At 65.7% G+C, this 16,068-nt stretch carries 13 protein-coding genes, 2 pseudogenes and 1 riboswitch; of the genes and pseudogenes, 8 read left to right on the top strand and 7 right to left on the bottom strand.

From position 1 onward, the window contains the following. The first annotated feature begins 9 nt into the window (after positions 1–9). Positions 10–1,020 carry an SMP-30/gluconolactonase/LRE family protein gene (locus tag MYCSM_RS05755; protein WP_015305198.1) on the top strand — a complete coding sequence of 337 codons (1,011 nt, stop codon included), beginning with the start codon at positions 10–12 and terminating at the stop codon, positions 1,018–1,020. Positions 1,021–1,088: 68 nt separating this feature from the next. After that, positions 1,089–2,312, top strand: a complete 1,224-nt coding sequence (locus MYCSM_RS05750; RefSeq protein WP_015305197.1) for a D-alanyl-D-alanine carboxypeptidase family protein — start codon at positions 1,089–1,091, stop codon at positions 2,310–2,312. On the opposite strand, the gene yhjD is transcribed toward MYCSM_RS05750, so the two are convergent. The 4 genes and pseudogenes from yhjD to MYCSM_RS36860 all read right to left on the bottom strand — a co-directional run. Next, on the bottom strand, positions 2,309–3,337 hold the full coding sequence (gene yhjD / locus MYCSM_RS05745) for an inner membrane protein YhjD (RefSeq protein WP_015305196.1): 1,029 nt from the start codon (positions 3,335–3,337) through the stop codon (positions 2,309–2,311). The two genes, MYCSM_RS05750 and yhjD, sit on opposite strands and share 4 nt — an antisense overlap. An 18-nt stretch (positions 3,338–3,355) precedes the next feature. Then, positions 3,356–4,369, bottom strand: a complete 1,014-nt coding sequence (gene trpS / locus MYCSM_RS05740) for a tryptophan--tRNA ligase (RefSeq protein WP_015305195.1) — start codon at positions 4,367–4,369, stop codon at positions 3,356–3,358. A 22-nt stretch (positions 4,370–4,391) separates the two neighbouring features. After that, positions 4,392–5,747 (bottom strand): NAD(P)/FAD-dependent oxidoreductase, encoded by a 1,356-nt coding sequence (locus MYCSM_RS05735; protein ID WP_015305194.1) that lies wholly within the window; start codon positions 5,745–5,747, stop codon positions 4,392–4,394. A 169-nt stretch (positions 5,748–5,916) separates the two neighbouring features. Beyond that, positions 5,917–6,021, bottom strand: a pseudogene (locus MYCSM_RS36860) (exodeoxyribonuclease III); the annotation flags it as partial. A 61-nt stretch (positions 6,022–6,082) separates the two neighbouring features. On the opposite strand from MYCSM_RS36860, the gene MYCSM_RS05730 reads away from it, so the two are divergent. Next, positions 6,083–6,913: an alpha/beta fold hydrolase gene (locus MYCSM_RS05730; RefSeq protein WP_015305193.1), complete on the top strand. Its 831-nt coding sequence runs from the start codon at positions 6,083–6,085 to the stop codon at positions 6,911–6,913. Positions 6,914–6,928: 15 nt separating this feature from the next. Here the strand turns inward: MYCSM_RS05730 and MYCSM_RS05725 are convergent, their stop codons facing one another. After that, on the bottom strand, positions 6,929–9,166 hold the full coding sequence (locus tag MYCSM_RS05725; protein WP_015305192.1) for an NADP-dependent isocitrate dehydrogenase: 2,238 nt from the start codon (positions 9,164–9,166) through the stop codon (positions 6,929–6,931). A 238-nt stretch (positions 9,167–9,404) separates the two neighbouring features. Then, positions 9,405–9,524, top strand: a riboswitch (SAM riboswitch). A 42-nt stretch (positions 9,525–9,566) separates the two neighbouring features. On the opposite strand from MYCSM_RS05725, the gene MYCSM_RS05720 reads away from it, so the two are divergent. From MYCSM_RS05720 to MYCSM_RS05710, 3 genes are read left to right on the top strand one after another with little or no spacing between them, the layout of a single operon-like run. Continuing rightward, positions 9,567–10,913 carry a bifunctional o-acetylhomoserine/o-acetylserine sulfhydrylase gene (locus MYCSM_RS05720; protein ID WP_015305191.1) on the top strand — a complete coding sequence of 449 codons (1,347 nt, stop codon included), beginning with the start codon at positions 9,567–9,569 and terminating at the stop codon, positions 10,911–10,913. Beyond that, the gene (gene metX, locus MYCSM_RS05715) at positions 10,913–12,034 is read left to right on the top strand and encodes a homoserine O-acetyltransferase MetX (protein ID WP_015305190.1); all 1,122 of its coding nucleotides are present in this window, start codon (positions 10,913–10,915) and stop codon (positions 12,032–12,034) included. The genes MYCSM_RS05720 and metX overlap by 1 nt, the downstream gene beginning before the upstream one ends. Further along, complete coding sequence (locus MYCSM_RS05710) at positions 12,031–12,762, top strand: class I SAM-dependent methyltransferase (RefSeq protein WP_015305189.1); 732 nt, start codon at positions 12,031–12,033, stop codon at positions 12,760–12,762. The genes metX and MYCSM_RS05710 overlap by 4 nt, the downstream gene beginning before the upstream one ends. On the opposite strand, the pseudogene MYCSM_RS05705 reads toward MYCSM_RS05710, so the two are convergent. Next, positions 12,759–14,301 (bottom strand): annotated as a pseudogene (locus MYCSM_RS05705) (FAD-dependent oxidoreductase). The gene MYCSM_RS05710 and the pseudogene MYCSM_RS05705 overlap by 4 nt on opposite strands. Before the next feature lie 5 nt (positions 14,302–14,306). After that, positions 14,307–14,909, bottom strand: coding sequence for an acyl-CoA-like ligand-binding transcription factor (locus tag MYCSM_RS05700; RefSeq protein ID WP_015305188.1), 603 nt, complete (start codon positions 14,907–14,909; stop codon positions 14,307–14,309). Between the two features lie 98 nt (positions 14,910–15,007). Between MYCSM_RS05700 and MYCSM_RS05695 the strand changes: the two genes are divergently transcribed. Then, positions 15,008–15,358, top strand: a complete 351-nt coding sequence (locus MYCSM_RS05695; protein ID WP_041311375.1) for a type II toxin-antitoxin system prevent-host-death family antitoxin — start codon at positions 15,008–15,010, stop codon at positions 15,356–15,358. Between the two features lie 9 nt (positions 15,359–15,367). Then, positions 15,368–16,009, top strand: a complete 642-nt coding sequence (locus tag MYCSM_RS05690; RefSeq protein ID WP_015305186.1) for a zeta toxin family protein — start codon at positions 15,368–15,370, stop codon at positions 16,007–16,009. Positions 16,010–16,068: the final 59 nt, after the last annotated feature.

The following is a 16,068-nucleotide window of genomic DNA, read 5'->3' as shown; positions in this document are numbered from 1 at the left end:
GTCGGGCGCGTGACCACCGCCCCGAAGCCACCAGTCGATCCCGTCCGCTGGCAGCCACCACCCGTCGATGCGCTGCCGGAGATGCCCTCGGCCGCTCTGACCATCGTGCCGGTGCCCGGCAACGCGCCCGAGGATGTGGTCGTCGACGCCGAGGGCAACATCTGGACGGGCGTCGACGACGGACGCATCGTGCGGATTGCGCCCGACGGTCGGCCCGCGGTCGTCGGTACCGCGCCGGGCCGTCCACTGGGGCTGGCCGTCGCGCGCGACGGACGGCTGCTGGTGTGCACCAGCCCCGGCGGCCTGCTGGCGATGGACACTGAGAGCGGCAAGTTCGAGAACCTGGTCGAGGAGGTCGACGGTCGTCGCCTGCAGTTCTGCTCGAATGTGACCGAAACACCGGACGGCACAATCTATTTCACCGAGTCGACGAGCGCGTTCACGTATGAGCACTTCAAGGGCGCGGTGCTTGAGGCGCGCCCGCGGGGCAGCCTGTTCCGTCGCGACCCCGACTGCACGGTGCTGACCGTCGTGCCGGGTCTGTATTTCGCCAACGGCGTTACGCCGACGACCGACGGGTCGGCGCTGGTCTTCGCCGAGACGATGGGTCGCCGGCTATCGAAGTACTGGCTGACCGGGCCGCAGGCGGGGACCGTCACACCACTGGTGGCCAATCTGCCCGGCCATCCCGACAACATCTCCACCGGCGCCGACGGCCGCATCTGGGTGGCGATGGTTTCACCGGTCAACGCCGCCGCCGAATGGCTGGCCCCGCGCTGGCCCGCGCTGCGGAAGCTGCTGTGGAAGCTGCCCGACCGGTTGCAGCCGCAGATCAAGCCCGAGGTGTGGGCGGTCGCCTTCGATTCCGATACGGGCAAGGTGGTCGCCGGATTGCGCACCACCCACCCGTCGTTCGGCATGGTGACCGGGCTCGTCGAGGCGCACAGCAAGCTCTGGATGGGCAGCATCGGCTTTCCGGCAGTCGCTCACTGCCCGATCCCGCCGAAGTCACATTTGTAACTCCAAACTCATGAGTCACAGCGCGCCTCCGCTAGAACCAAGCCACAACCGCCTAATCTGCGGTCACGATGGCGAACATTCGAGTCGTGTTTCCACGCGCCGCCGCCCTGGCAGCGGCGCTTTTCCTGGTAGCAGCGCCGGCGATGGCAACGGCGCAGCCCGACGCTGCGCCGCCGGAAGCCCCGACATGCCCGTACCGGGAGTCGACGCCGCCGGCCGTCGACTCCTCCGAGGTGCCTGAGGCCGGGGATCCGCCGGCTCCGCTGCCCGTGCCCGCCAAGCCGCTCGGTGGCGACGCGCTGTCCGGGTGCGGCATTATTACCGCCCCCGGCACGCCGCCGGTGCCCGAGGACATCTCCGCCGAGGCGTGGCTGGTCGCCGACCTCGACACCGGCGACGTCATCGCCGCGCGCGACCCGCACGGCAGGCATCGGCCCGCCAGCATCATCAAGGTGCTGATCGCGACGGAGGCGTTGCGAGAGTTGCCGATCCACAAGGTCGTGGCGGGCACCCAGGACGACGCCAACGCCGAGGGCACCAAGGTCGGTGTCGGCGAGAACGGCTTCTATTCGATCAACGACCTGCTACACGGTCTGCTGATGCACTCGGGCAACGACGCCGCGCACGCTCTGGCCATGCAGCTGGGCGGGATGGACACCGCGATACAGAAGATCAACGACCTGGCCGGCAAGCTCGGCGGCCGCGACACCCGCGCGGCGACGCCGTCCGGCCTTGACGGACCGGGCATGAGCACGTCGGCATATGACCTCGGACTGTTCTATCGATTCGCTTGGCAGAACCCGACTTTCGCCGATATCGTCGCCACCCGCAGCTTCGACTTTCCCGGCCGCGGCGACGTCGGCTATCCGGTGGAAAACGACAACCAGTTGCTCTACAACTATCCTGGCGCGATGGGTGGCAAGACCGGCTACACCGACGACGCAGGGCAGACATTCGTCGGGGCAGCCAACCATGATGGCCGCCGGCTGATGGCCGTGCTGCTGCACGGCACACGCCAGCCGATCGCGCCTTGGGAGCAGGCGGCGCACCTACTGGATTACGGCTTTGCGACCGCGCCCGGCACCAAGGTGGGCACGCTGATCGAACCCGATCCGTCGCTGCTCGCCGCCAAGCCGGACGCCGCGCCCAACCCCGCGACGACCGCCGCCTCCACGCCGCTGCCCGACATCAACGCGATGCCGGTTCGGGTTGGCGTTGGCATCGTGGGGTCGATCATCGTGTTCGGACTCATCCTGGGCGCTCGCTCACTGAACCGGCGTCCGCAGCACTAGTGCTTCCGTAGCCGCGAAAAGCCCAGCGCGCCAACGGCGCCCACGGCGGCGGCAGTTAACGCACCCCCCACCCCGAGTCCTTCGCGGATCTGCACCCGCGCAGTGATCTGCGCCGGCGCCGGGGGCTCGACCGGTTCCTCGGCGAGGTTTTCGGTCGACGTCGCTGCCCAAGCCGTCGCGAACAGGATCAACCGCGCGGTGATGTAGGCGAACACCATCAGGCCCAGCACCGGACCGAACGTCGCGCCCGCCGGGCCGCTGACCACCGAGCGGAGGTAGATCGTGCCGACCTGTTTGAAGACTTCGAAGGCCACCGCCGCCATCAGCCCGGCCCTCGCGGCACTGCGGAGGCTGACCGACTCGCGTGGCAACCGCGCGATGATCCAGACGAACAGCAGCCACGACACCAGTATCGACACCAACAACGAAGCCAACCGCAGCGCCACGCCGACACCCGGAAGATCCTGCAGCCCAAGCCATTCCAGCACATGTTTCATCAGACCCGAGCTGCCGAGCGCGGTAAGCGCGATGGTCACGACGATCGCCACGAACAGCCCGACGATCGCGATGAGATCCGACAACTTGGTGCGCACAAAGCCAGGCGGCTCATGCCGCATCAGGCCCCACATTTGCGTCAGCGCCTCCCGCAGATTCGCCATCCAGCCCAGGCCCGCCCACGCGGCTGCGGCAAGGCCGATGATGCCGACCGAGGTGCGCGACGCGATCGCCGATTCCATCAACTTGACCAGCTGCTGGGCGACGTCACCGGATACCGTCGACTTGATCTTGTCCTCGATCTCGGCGAGCAGCTCGGGGTGGCTGGCGAGAACGAAGCCACCGATCGCGAATGCGACCATCAGCATTGGGAACAAGGCGAAGACCGTGAAATACGTGATGCCCGCGGCGTAGAAGTCGCCCTTGCTGTCCTGATAGCGCCCTTGCGCCCGCATCACATGGTCGAACCAGCCGTACCGTGCCCTCAGGCGATCCAGAATTCCCGGTTTCTCCTCGGCCGGTTCCGTCATCCCAGCCTCCCGAAAGCGTTACGCGCGTGGCGCTAAGAACCCTAACCGGTCATATACCCGCTTGAGTGTCTTCGCAGACACGTCCCTGGCGCGCTCGGCGCCGGTTGCGAGCACCGCCTCGAGTTCGGCTGGATCGGCGAGCAGTTCGTCGACCCGCGTTTTGATCGGGGTGACGAACTCGACGACGGCATCGGCGGTGTCGGTCTTGAGGTCTCCATAGCCACGGCCCGCGTAGCCCTCGACAAGCTTGTCGACGTCGGCGCCGGTGACCGCTGCCTGGATCGTGAGCAGGTTGGACACCCCTGGCTTGGCGCCCTGATCGAACCGGATCTCGCGCTCACTGTCGGTGACGGCCGAGCGGATCTTCTTCGCCGAGGCCTTCGGATCGTCGAGCAGGCTGATCAGCCCGGCCTCGGTCGCCGCTGACTTGCTCATCTTCGACGTCGGATCCTGCAGGTCGTAGATCTTGGCGGTGGCCTTCTGGATCATCACATCCGGAACCACGAAGGTGTCGGGGAAGCGGGCGTTGAACCGCTGCGCGACGTCGCGGGCCAACTCGAGATGCTGGCGCTGGTCCTCGCCGACTGGGACCAGATCGGTGTCGTAGAGCAAGACGTCCGCAGCCATCAGCACCGGATAGGTGAACAGCCCGACGGTGGTGGCTTCGCTGCCTTCCTTCTGCGACTTGTCCTTGAACTGCGTCATCCGCGACGCCTGCCCGAAACCCGTGAAACAGCCCAGCGCCCAAGCGAGTTCGGCATGCGCGGGGACGTGGCTCTGCACGAAGATGGTGCTGCGCGACGGGTCGATGCCCAGCGCCAGATACTGCGCGGCCGTCACCAGTGTGCGTCGCCGCAACTGCTCGGGGTCCTGCGGAATCGTGATCGCGTGCAGGTCGACCACGCAGAAAAACGCGTCGTAGTCGTCCTGCATGCCGACCCACTGCTTGATCGCGCCTAACGCATTGCCCAGGTGCAGGGAATCAGACGTGGGCTGGACACCAGAAAAGACGACAGGGCGGGAAGTGCTCATGATGGGTCAAGTTTCGCACGGCTCAACCAATGGATTTTTGGGCGCTCTGCTCCCGCGACTGTTCCAGTGCCCTGCGCGCGAACACCCATCGCTCGGTGATCGCCATCTGGCCGCGCCCTCTGCCGAGGAACGTGATGAACCACGAGATCACGGCCATCAGCCGGTTGCGCCCACCCACCAGGTAGTAGAGGTGCAGGCCAAGCCACGCCAGCCACGCGAGGAAACCGCCGAACTCCAGCTTGCCGATCTGGCACACCGCGGAAAACCGCGAGACCGTCGCCATGCTGCCTTTGTCGAAGTACTTGAACGGCTTTCGCGCCGTTGGGTCGCCACCCTTGAGTTCAGCCTTGATCTGTTTCGTGGCGTACACGGCGCCCTGGATCGCGCCCTGCGCCTGGCCGGGCACGCCCGGCACGCTCATCAGGTCCCCGATCACGAAGACATTCGGATGACCCTTCACCGTGAGATCCTGCTCGACGACGACCCGGCCGGCCCGATCGACCTCCGTCCCGTCGGACTGCTCGGCGATCTGCCTGCCGAGCGGGCTGGCCTGCACGCCGGCCGACCAGACCTTGACGGCGCACTCGATGCGGTACTCCTCGCCGTTTTTCTCCTTGACAGTCAGGCCCATGTAGTCGACGTCGGTCACCATCGTGTTCAGCTTGACCTCGACGCCCATTTTCTCCAGCCGGCGCTGCGCCTTGAGTCCGAGCTTCGGCCCCATCGGCGGCAACACCGCGGGCGCGGCCTCGACGAGAATCACCCGTGCCTGCGCCGGGTCGATCGTCCGGAACGCCCCGGTCAGGGTGCGGTCCGCGAGCTCGGCGATCTGGCCGACCACCTCGACGCCCGTTGGTCCCGCGCCGACCACGACGAACGTCAGCCGCCGTTTGCGTTCCTCTTCCGACGTCGTCACCTCGGCCGCTTCGAACGCACCGAGGATCCGACCGCGCAATTCGAGTGCGTCGTCGACGGTCTTCATTCCGGGCGCAAAAGCCTCGAACTGGTCGTTGCCGAAGTACGACTGCTGCGCGCCCGCCGCAACGATGAGGCTGTCGAACGGCGTGACCCGCTCCCAGTCGAGCAACTTGGAGGTGACGGTCTTGTTCTTCAGGTCGATCCCAACGACGTCGCCGAGCAACACTTCGGCATTCTTCTGCTTACGCAAGATGATTCGCGTCGCGGGCGCGATCTCACCGACCGAGAGGATGCCTGTCGCTACCTGGTACAGCAGCGGCTGGAACAGATGGTGGGTGGTCTTCGCGATCATGGTGACGTCGACGTCAGCGCGCTTGAGATGCTTGGCGGCGAACAGGCCGCCGAAGCCCGAGCCGATGATGACGACGCGATGGCGCTTGTGGCTGCCGGATTCGCTCATTGGCCGACCCTAACCCGTCAATCACACCGGCGAGTGTGGGGTTAATACACACTTCACGCGGGTTTCGCGTGACACAAGTCCACACTCGGCGACAATTAAGGACTGTATTCGACCGTCACCGGCGCGTGGTCGGACCACCGCAGCGCGTACGCCTCGGCCCGCTCCACCCATCGGCCTTCGTCTCGGCCAGCCACGGCAGCAGCCCGCGGTTCTGGTCGGACCGCTGCTTGATCGCAGCCCCGATGCCGTTGACATTGATGGTGGTGATGATCACTGCCCCAGACGGTAGCCAGCGGGCTTGCGGTACCGCCGGTATCGCCTTTAGTGTCGGGCCTATGACCGACCGAGCACCGATTCACCTGGGTTCCGGCGAGCCGATGCTTTTGCTGCATCCGTTCATGATGTCCCAGAGCGTGTGGAAAGGCGTTGCACCGCTGATTGCTGGCACTGGCCGTTACGAGGTGCTCGCCCCGACCATGCCCGGCCACAACGGCGGCGTCAAAGGCAGGTTCTTCCTGGACACCGCCGAGCTGGCCGACGACATGGAACGTCGGATGGACGAACTGGGCTGGGACACCGCACACATCGTCGGTAACTCGCTGGGCGGCTGGGTGGCCTTCGAGCTGGAGTGCCGCGGGCGAGCCCGGACGCTGACCGGGATAGCACCGGCCGGTGGCTGGAGCCACCTGACGCCCGCGAAGTTCGAGATCGTCGGCAAGTTCCTGGCCGGCTTGCCCGTTTGGCTGGCCGCCAAGGCGCTCGGCCCTCGCGCCCTGAAGCTGCCGTACGTCCGTCAACTCGGCTACGTGCCGATCAGTGCGAGCGCCGACAAGCTCAGCGACGAGGACTGGCTCGACATCATCGACGACGTGACCCACTGCCCGGCGTACTACCAGCTGTTGGTCAAATCCCTGTTGCTTCCCGGCCTCCAGGAGCTGGCCGATAGCAGTGCGCCGACGCATCTGGTCATCTGCGAGAAGGACCACGTGCTGCCGCACCCACGGTTCACCCGGCACTTCACCAAACACCTGCCGGAGGCCACGGAAATCACGCATCTGGACGCCGTCGGACACATCCCGATGTTCGAAGCACCGCAGCGCGTTGCCGACCTGATCGTCAGCTTCGTCGACCGGTACGCGACGCCGCCGCGCAAGGCCTTCGGCTAACCCTTTGTCACCGGGTCAGCCCGTCGCGCCTTCCAGCGCCGAATTCAGCGTCTTGCTCGGCCGCATCACCGCCGCGGTCTTCTCGGGGTCCGGATAGTAGTAGCCGCCGATGTCTACTGAATTGCCTTGCACCTCAGCGAGTTCGGAGATGATCGCATCTTCGTTCTCGGCCAAGGTCTTGGCCAGCTTGGCGAAGTGATCGGCCAGTTCCTTGTCCTCAGTCTGTTCAGCGAGTTCTTGAGCCCAGTACATCGCGAGGTAGTACTGGCTGCCGCGGTTGTCGAGTTCACCGGTCTTGCGCGACGGATTCTTGTTGTTGTCCAACAGCTTTCCGATCGCGGAGTCGAGCGTCGTGGCCAGCAGCGCGGCCCGCTTGTTGTCGGTCTTGCGGCCGAGGTCCTCGAAGCACGCGCCGAGGGCGAGGAACTCACCCAGCGAATCCCAGCGCAGGTGGTTCTCCTCGACCAGCTGGTGCACATGCTTGGGCGCCGAACCGCCTGCGCCCGTCTCATACATGCCGCCACCGGCCATGAGCGGCACGATCGACAGCATCTTGGCGCTGGTGCCCAATTCCAGGATCGGGAACAGGTCGGTCAGGTAGTCGCGCAAAATGTTGCCGGTGACGGCGATGGTGTCCTGCCCACGGATGAGGCGCTCCAGCGTGTATCGCATCGCCCAAACCTGCGGCATGATCTGGATGTGCAGGCCTTCGGTGTCGTGATCGGCGAGGTAGGTCTTTACCTTCTTACGCAGTTCGACCTCGTGCGGCCGCTCGGTGTCCAGCCAGAACAGCGCTGTCATTCCTGACGCACGGGCCCGCGTCACAGCCAGTTTGACCCAGTCTCGAATCGCCGCGTCCTTGACGACCGGCATGCGCCAGATATCGCCGGTCTCCACATTCTGCGACAGCAGCACCTCGCCGGTGTCGATGTCGACGATGTTGGCGACGCCGTCGGTGGGGATCTCGAACGTCTTGTCGTGGCTGCCGTACTCCTCGGCCTTCTGCGCCATGAGGCCGACGTTGGGAACGGTGCCCATGGTGGTCGGGTCGAACTGTCCGTGCGTCTTACAGAAGTTGACCATCTCCTGGTAGATCCGCGAGAAGGTCGACTCAGGGTTGACCGCCTTGGTGTCCTTGGTCCGGCCGTCGGCGCCATACATCTTGCCGCCGAGCCGGATCATCGCGGGCATCGACGCGTCGACGATCACGTCGCTTGGCGAATGGAAGTTGGTGATGCCGCGGGCCGAGTCGACCATCGCCACCTCGGGCCGATGTTCGTGCACGGCGTGGATGTCGCGGATGATCTCCTCGCGTTGCGCGGTGGGCAGCGACTCGATCTTGTCGTACAGGTCGGACATGCCGTTGTTGACGTTGACGCCGAGCTCGTCGAGCACCTGCTGGTGCTTTTCGAAAGCCTCCTTGTAGAACACCTTGACCGCATGGCCGAACACGATGGGGTGGCTGACCTTCATCATCGTCGCCTTGACGTGCAGCGAGAACATCACGCCGGTCTTGTAGGCGTCCTGGATCTGCTCTTCGAAGAAGTCGCACAGCGCCTTGCGGCTCATGAACATGCTGTCGATGATGTCGCCCTCGTCGAGCTGCACCTCGGGCTTGAGCACGATGGTCTCACCGCTCTTGGGTTCGAGCACCATCTTGACCTTGCGCGCCTTGTCGAGCGTCATCGACTTCTCGCCGTGATAGAAGTCGCCGCGCTTCATGGTCGCCACATGGGTACGCGAGGCCTGCGACCACTCACCCATGCTGTGCGGATGCTTGCGCGCGTACTCCTTGACCGCGTTGGGGGCGCGACGGTCCGAATTTCCTTCGCGCAGAACGGGGTTCACCGCGCTGCCGAGAATCTTCGCGTAGCGATCCTTGATCGCCCTTTCCTCGTCGTTCTTCGGCTCGCCCGGATAGTCCGGCAAGTCGTAGCCCTTGGCCCTCAGTTCCTTGATGGCGGCCAGCAACTGCGGCACCGACGCGCTGATGTTCGGCAGCTTGATGATGTTGGTTTCGGGCAGATGGGTGAGCTCGCCGAGCGTGGCCAGGTTGTCCGGCACGCGCTTTTCCTCGGGCAGGCGGTCGGAAAACTCGGCGAGGATGCGCGCCGCAACGGAGATGTCACTGGTTTCGACGTTGATGCCCGCCGGCTCGGTGAAGGTCTGGATGATCGGCAGGAAGCCGTAGGTCGCAAGCAACGGCGCCTCGTCGGTCAGCGTGTAAATGATGGTCGGCTGCTCGGCGCTCATTGTGTTGTCTCCCGGCGTCAGTATCGGATCTATTCGTGCTACTCGCGGGCCAGACTACAAGCAGCATCGGGTACGCGAAGGGCCAGCTTGGCTACTGATCAGTAGCTTCTGTGCTGGGCGAACATAGGGAAATTCTCCCGATGTCTGGGCCGCTGTGCCACCGCGACCATGGCGGGGAGCGGTCGGGACGAAACCCGCCGGTGGCATCCAGTCAGCGGCATGCGATACCCTTCTCATCGGTCATGAGTGCCAGCGTCAAGCCCCGGCTTGCTGGCCGGCAACCCTCCAACCGCGGTGGGGTGCCCCGGGTGATTGACCAGGTTGAGTAGCCGCAACTGGCTACCGGCAAGCGCGGGTCCGTTGTGACGGGCCCCCAGAGACAGATGGAGGTCCGTTTCGCATGAGCACGCCAGATGATCCGACGGCACAGTGGTCGTTTGAAACCAAGCAGGTCCACGCCGGTCAGACGCCCGATATCGCGACCAATGCGCGGGCGCTGCCGATTTACCAGACCACGTCGTACACGTTCAACAGCACAGAGCACGCCGCCGCCCTATTCGGCCTCGCCGAGCCCGGCAACATCTACACCCGGATCATGAACCCGACTCAGGACGTCGTCGAGCAGCGCATCGCGGCGCTGGAAGGCGGCGTCGCCGCGCTGTTCCTGGCGTCCGGTCAGGCCGCGGAAACCTTCGCGATCCTCAACCTCGCCAACGCGGGCGACCACATCGTGTCCAGCCCGCGGCTCTACGGCGGCACCTACAACCTGTTCCACTACACGCTGCCCAAGCTCGGCATCGAGGTCAGCTTCGTCGAGAACCCCGACGATCTGGAGTCCTGGCGCGCGGCAGCCAAGCCGAACACCAAAGCGTTCTTCGGTGAGACCATCTCGAATCCGCAGAACGACATCCTCGATATCCCGAACGTCGCGGCCATCGCGCATGACGCCGGTGTGCCGTTGATCGTCGACAACACCGTCGCCACCCCGTACCTGATTCAGCCGCTGTCCCACGGCGCCGACATCGTCGTGCATTCGGCGACGAAGTACCTGGGCGGACACGGCGCGGCGATCGCGGGCGTGATCGTCGACGGCGGCACCTTCGACTGGACCAACGGCAAGTTCCCCGGCTTCACCACGCCGGACCCGAGCTATCACGGCGTGGTGTTCGCCGAACTCGGCCCGCCGGCATTCGCATTGAAGGCCCGGGTGCAACTGCTGCGCGATCTCGGCTCCGCGGCCGCGCCGTTCAACGCGTTCCTGGTCGCACAGGGACTGGAGACGCTGAGCCTGCGCGTTGAACGCCATGTGGAGAACGCGCAAAAGGTGGCGGAATTCCTGGCGGGGCGTCCTGACGTGACGTCGGTGAACTACGCCGGGTTGCCGACCTCGCCGTGGTACGAGCTCGGAAAGAAGCTGGCCCCCAAGGGAACCGGTGCGGTCCTGGCGTTCGAGCTGGCCGGCGGCATCGACGCGGGTAAGGCGTTCGTCAATGCGCTGACGCTGCACAGCCACGTCGCGAACATCGGCGACGTGCGCTCGCTGGTGATCCACCCGGCGTCGACGACGCACGCGCAGCTCACCCCGGAAGAGCAGTTGGCCACCGGCGTGACACCCGGCCTGGTGCGACTGGCGGTCGGCATCGAGGGCATCGACGACATCGTGGCCGACCTGGAGCAGGGCTTCGCCGCGGCCAAGCCGTTCAGTGCATCGGCGGCGGCCGACCCGAAGACCGCGGCGGCGTTCTGATGACGGTGATTGACGTGAGTACCACGACCCTGCCCGCCGAGGGCGAAGTCGGCTATGTCGACATCGGCCCGCTGACGCTGGAGAACGGCGCGGTCATCGACGACGTCACGATCGCAGTGCAACGGTGGGGCGAACTGTCGACCAACCGCGACAACGTCGTCGTCGTGCTGCACGCGTTGACCGGCGACTCACACGTCACCGGCCCGAGTGGCCCTGGCGACGAGACCGAAGGTTGGTGGGAAGGTGTCGCCGGCCCCGGCGCGCCAATCGACACCGACCGCTGGTGTGCGGTGTCCACCAATGTGCTCGGCGGCTTCCGCGGGTCGACGGGCCCGAGCTCGCCCGCGCCAGACGGAAAGCCTTGGGGCTCAAGGTTTCCGCTGATTTCCATCCGCGATCAGGTCGAGGCGGACGTCGCTGCGCTGGCTGCGCTTGGCATCACCGACGTAGCCGCGGTGGTCGGCGGCTCCATGGGCGGCGCACGGGCACTGGAGTGGATCGTCAGCCACCCCGATGCGGTGCGCGCCGCGCTGGTGTTGGCCGTCGGTGCTCGCGCGACGGCCGATCAGATCGGCACGCAGAGCACGCAGATCGCGGCCATCAAGTCCGACCCTGGCTGGCAGAACGGCGACTACTACGGCACCGGACGTTCGCCCGATGTCGGCATGGAGATCGCGCGGCGCTTCGCGCATCTCACGTATCGCGGCGAGGAAGAGCTGGACAGCCGCTTCGGCAACACTCCGCAGGACGGTGAGGATCCGGCGACGGGCGGCCGCTACGCGGTGCAGAGCTATCTGGAGCACCAGGGCCGCAAGCTGCTGGCGCGCTTCGACGCCGGCACTTACGTGGCGCTGAGTGAATCGCTGTCGAGCCACGACGTGGGTCGCGGTCGCGGCGGCGTCGAGGCGGCCCTGCGCGGCTGCCCGGTTCCGACGGTCCTCGGCGGCATCACGTCCGACCGGCTGTACCCGCTGCGGCTGCAGGAGGAATTGGCCGAGCTGTTGCCTGGTTGTACCGAGCTGAACGTGGTCGACTCGATCTACGGCCACGACGGATTCCTCTTGGAGACCGAGGCGGTGGGCAAGTTGATTCGTCGGACGTTGGAGCTGGCCGAGCGGTGACCGACCCCAGGCAGCGGCGTTCACTGTCGTTCGGCGCAGAAGCCGCGGCATACGAGCGGGGCCGACCGTCGTACCCACCCGAAGTGATTGACTGGCTGCTGCCCGCTGATGCACGCGACGTGCTCGACCTCGGCGCCGGCACCGGAAAGCTGACCACCCGGCTCGTCGAGCGCGGGCTCGCTGTAGTCGCGGTCGATCCCATTCCGGAGATGCTCGAGCTGCTGAGTAATTCGCTGCCGGATACGCCCGCCCTGTTGGGCACCGCCGAAGACATCCCGCTGCCCGACGACAGCGTCGACGCGGTGCTGGTGGCGCAGGCGTGGCATTGGTTCGACTCCGAACTGGCCGCCAAGGAGATCGCGCGCGTGCTGCGGCCTGGCGGCCGGCTCGGCCTGGTGTGGAACACCCGCGACGAGCGGCTGGGCTGGGTCAAGGATCTGAGCCGCATCATCGGCCACGAGGACGACCCGTTCAGCCAAAAGGTAACGCTGCCTGCGCCGTTCACCGACGTCGAGCGCCATCACGTCGAGTGGACGAGTTACCTGACGCCGCAAGCGCTTATCGACCTCGTTGCATCGCGCAGTTACTGCATCACGTCGCCGGAGAAGGTGCGCACCCGGACGCTGGATCGAGTTCGCGAACTGCTGGCCACGCATCCCGCGTTGGCCAACACCAACGGCCTTGCGCTGCCGTACGTGACGGTGGGCATCAGGGCGACGCTGGCCTAACGTTCGTCGCGCTCTGCGGCCCTGACGCCAAACCACCGCTGCAACGCACCGCGCAACCGCGCTTCGTCGTATGCATCGAAAGTGCTTGCCGCCCAAGCGACATAGCCATCGGGCCGAAGGAGTAGCCCGCAGGCGGCAACGTCGGCACTTGATCCAGTGACGACGTCTACGCGGTCGGCCCAACCCCGCGCGGCGTCGCCCACCCGTCCGCCGGACTGGTCAAGCAGAACCGGGCGTGCCTGATGCAGAAGGTCGGCTATGCGCCGGCCATCGTCCAGCGTCGCGTCGGGCACCAACCGGCCCGCAAGCGGGTGATCGTCGCCCACGTCGTAGCGCACGTCGGAGCCGGCAAGCAGGTGTGCCATGTGTTCGGCGACGCTCGGCAACTGCAGTAGCTCGTTGAAGAGCTCTCGCAGCTTGGCGATCTCGGGTCCTGGCCCGAAGAGGGCCCGTCTGCGACATGGAATGCATCATCACGCGCTGCCCGACGCGATAACGCTCGCTGTGATAGGTGTCGAGCAGATCTGCGGGCGCCCAGCCGTTGACCGCGGCGGCCAGTTTCCAGCCGAGATTCATTGCGTCCTGCAGACCGAGGTTCAACCCCGGCCCACCCATCGCGGAGTGCACGTGCGCGGAATCGCCAAGCAGGAAGATGTTGCCCGCGCGGTAGCGGTCGGCCTGGCGGGTGTTCTGACCACTGATGCGGCGCAACGCATTTGGTTTGTCGTCGTTCGGCAGCTCCATCGGCAGATCGACACCGAGCACCCGCCGTGCGCTGTCACGCAGTTCGTCGATGGTCATCGGCTCGGCATCGTCGGCAGGATTGTCGAACTCGATGGTGCCAAGCATCGGGCGGTCACGCTCGAACGGGGCATAGATGAGTCCACCGCTGTCGAGCCGGTTGTGGCCGAACGACAGCGGCCGGACGCCGGGCAGATCGATATCGCCGTTGGGGGTAAGGACCTCATCCGGCAGTCGCACGTGGGCGATCCGCGCGACGGTGTTCGATGTGTGACCGGGAAAGTCGATGCCTGCCAACTTGCGGACGGTGCTGCGTCCGCCGTCGGCACCGACGAGGTAAGCGGCCTCCAACTCATATGTCTCGTCTGGTGTTGAAACAACGACTTTCACACCGTCCGAATGGGATTCGAGGCTGATCAACTCGTGGCCCCAGCGCACGTCGACACCGAGCTCGCGGGCACGCTCGTCAAGCGATTGGACAAGCTTCGGCTGACCCATCATCAGCGCGTACATCGGATTGTCCGCCATGCCGAACAGCGGCACGGACATGCCACTGAAGATCCACTCGTACAGTGGCTTTGGCGGTTCGTCCGAACCGGTGAAACGTTGGTACAGCCCCCGCATGTCCAGTAGCCGAATGACCTGACCGACCATGCCGTTGGCCTTCGGCTCGTCACTGGGTGCGGGCAGTCGCTCGAGCACCACCGGCCGTACACCGGCAAGGGCCAGTTCGCACGCGAGCATCAGCCCGTTGGGCCCAGCACCTGAGATGACAACGGAGACTTGGCTTTCCGACATCTTCGTTACCTTTCGGGCAGTCCGGCCGCGACATCGGCTAAGCCGCGACGAAGGAGTTCGGTATAGGGCACAGGCGGATCCGCGTTGGCGTAGGTCTCCATCGCCGTCTCACCGACAGCGCGGACGACCGCAGTGACCAATCGGGGGTACATATCGCGAGTCGGGTCAGTACCGGTGCGCTCCGCGATCGCGTCGACCCAGTCGGCGAACAGGTCCCTGGTCAGTGCCGCGCGTAGGTCCCGGGCAGACAGGAGATCTCGGATCACGACGAGTTCGTCGTGCGTCGGCCGCATGTCGGAGGCGCCCTCGGCTTCCAGCGGCGCAAGCATTGCTTCGGTGATGGCCGTCCACAGCGGCTCGCCGACGGGGCGTTCCCGGAATACCGCGAGGCTCTGGCGCGTCCGGTCGACTTGCCGGAAGGCGATGGCCTCGTACTTGCCCGTGAAGTAGTTGTTGAAGGTCCGCAGCGATACGCCGGCCCTCTCGGCGATGTCTTCGCGGGTGACGTTGTTCAATCCGCGCTCCAAGGCCAGCGCCAACGCAGCGTCGCTGAGCGCCCAACGAGTGCCGAGCTTCTTTCGCTCGCGAAGCCCCAAGACGGTGTCCATGCCAGCCAAAGTAGATGAAACTTGCATACCGGGCAAGATTGCCCAGCGGGCAATTTTCTAACAAACAACTGCTAGCCAAAATGGCTAGAATGGCCGTTATGGCCACATTGACTTTTCGCAATCGCGACGGCGAGCTGGTCGACGTCCCGACCGTCGCCGCCACGCGCTTCAAGAACGAGTTCGGCACGATCTTCGAGCAGGCGTCCCTCGGCGGCGCGGTCGCGATCACCAAGCACAACACACCCAAGGCGGTGCTGTTGTCCTACGCCGAGTTCGAGGCGCTGACCAAGGCGAGCGCGCCCGCACTGGAAGACCTCTCCGCCGAATTCGACCAGCTCCTCGAGCGCATGCAGACCCCGGAGGCCAAGAGCGCGATGTCATCGGCGTTCGACGCCACGCCGGAACAACTGGGCCGCGCCGCGGTCAAGGCGGCCCGCGCCAAACGGTAATCCGACCGGATGGCCCGCAAGGCCCAAGCACCGCGCCTGTATGTCCTCGCCGGGGTGAACGGCGCGGGCAAGAGCAGCATCGGCGGCGCGATGATCCGCGCGTCGGGCGCGGACTACTTCAATCCCGACGAGGCGGCACAAAAGTTGATCGCCGCCGACCCCGGCCTCGACCAGGTGAAGGCCAACGCCGCGGCGTGGCATGAAGGCAGACGGCTGCTCGAGCGAGCCATCGCCGAACGCAAGGACTTTGCGTTCGAGACCACGCTCGGCGGGAGCACCATGCCGCGACTGCTGACCGACGCGGCGGCCCAGGGCTTCGAAGTGCACGTCTGGTACGTCGGACTGGCCAGCCCGGATCTGCACATCGCGCGCGTCCGCAACCGCGTGCAAGCCGGCGGCCATGACATACCGGAGTCCAGCATCCGGCGCCGCTGGCGGCACAGCAGGCTGAATCTCGTGCAGCTGCTGCCGCACCTGACCGAGCTTCGCGTTTACGACAACTCCGCAGACGCCGACCCCAAGGCCGGGCACGCGCCGAAGCCGGCGCTCGTGTTGCACCTCGACCACGGTGACATCGTTGGCCCACCGGATCTTTCGTCGACGCCCGAGTGGGCCAAGCCGATCGTCGCCGCCGCACTGAAGTTGGGTTGACCGCCCGGCGATGAATCTTGTCGAGGTTCCCAGTCTGTCTTCTCGAAACCCGCTCACAC

The organism is Mycobacterium sp. JS623, from assembly GCF_000328565.1.
Lineage (GTDB): Bacteria > Actinomycetota > Actinomycetes > Mycobacteriales > Mycobacteriaceae > Mycobacterium.
Note: the sequence above shows the minus strand (reverse complement) of the source record. Positions and strands in the feature narration are given on the sequence as shown.